This window comes from Acetobacter sp. AAB5 (assembly GCF_050106715.1).
In the GTDB taxonomy this organism is placed as follows: Bacteria; Pseudomonadota; Alphaproteobacteria; order Acetobacterales; family Acetobacteraceae; genus Acetobacter; species Acetobacter oryzifermentans.
In genome coordinates this window covers 1-1,144 of the sequence record NZ_JBNIEW010000049.1, presented here as the reverse complement: position 1 = coordinate 1,144, position 1,144 = coordinate 1, and the positions used below count along the sequence as shown (strand labels likewise).

At 57.3% G+C, this 1,144-nt stretch carries 1 protein-coding gene; it reads left to right on the top strand.

Annotated elements, in window-relative coordinates; translation table 11 throughout:
* Positions 1–1,144 (top strand): carbohydrate porin (locus ACP7IZ_RS13730; RefSeq protein ID WP_426849721.1); only part of this gene is annotated, 1,144 nt, incomplete at both ends.

Sequence of the window (1,144 nt, the reverse complement as noted above, 5' to 3'; positions counted from 1 at the left end):
TGGAAAAGCTGATCGGCCTGAAGGGCGGCACGTTCAATGTCAGCGCCCTGCAGTTGCGTGGGCGCTCTATCTCGCAGGATCATCTGGCCAACTTCAACCCCGTCAGCGGGTTTGAGGCTGATCGTTCCACCCGTCTGTTCGAGCTGTGGTACCAACAGTCTTTTCTGGACGGCAAGCTGGACGTCAAGATCGGGCAGCAGGATCTGGATACCGAGTTCCTGATCAGTGATTACGGGGCGTTGTATCTGAACTCCAACTTCGGCTGGCCCATGGCGCCATCGGTCAACCTGTATGCAGGTGGGCCATCCTGGCCACTCTCTTCCCCCGCCATCCGCATCCGTTACCGTCCAACAGACAAGTTCACCTTCATGTTTGCCGCAGCGGATGACAACCCGCCGGGCAACCGCAACAACTCCTTTGGTATTCAGAACGGAGGCAACAGCGCAGACCCCACCAACCAGAATACCAATGATGAGGATGGCGCCAACTTCAACATGGGCACTGGTGCCCTGCTGATTACCGAACTGCAATATGCCCTCAACCCCCAGCCTGATGACATGTCACATGTCACCAAGGATCCCGGCCTGCCAGGCATCTACAAGCTGGGTGGGTATTACGATACTGCCAAATTCCCTGATTATCGCTACAACAATCAGGGCAAGCCACTGGGGAGTGCGGCTGACACCACGGGCATTCCGCGGTGGGATCGGGGTAACTGGATGGTCTATGGCATTATTGACCAGATGATCTGGCGGCCCTCGCTCCAGTCTCCGCAGTCTGTGGGTATCTTTGCACGTGCTACGGGTAATGGCGGGGATCGCAACATGATCAGCTTTGCCATTGATGCGGGTATCAATCTCAAGGCTCCGTTCAAGGGGCGTGACAATGATACGGTGGGTCTGGGCTGGGGTATTGGCCGGGCTTCTTCTGGCCAGCGGCAATATGACCGTAACTCCGGCGCGCCCGTGCAGGGCAATGAGAACCATCTGGAACTCACCTATCAGGCGCAGGTCACGCCTTGGTGGGTCATGCAGCCGGACTTCCAGTATGTCTGGCATCCCTCTGGCGGTGTGACAGACTGGACAGGAAACCGCCTCGTCGGGAACGAAGCCGTCTTCGGGCTCCACTCCAATATCACTTTCTA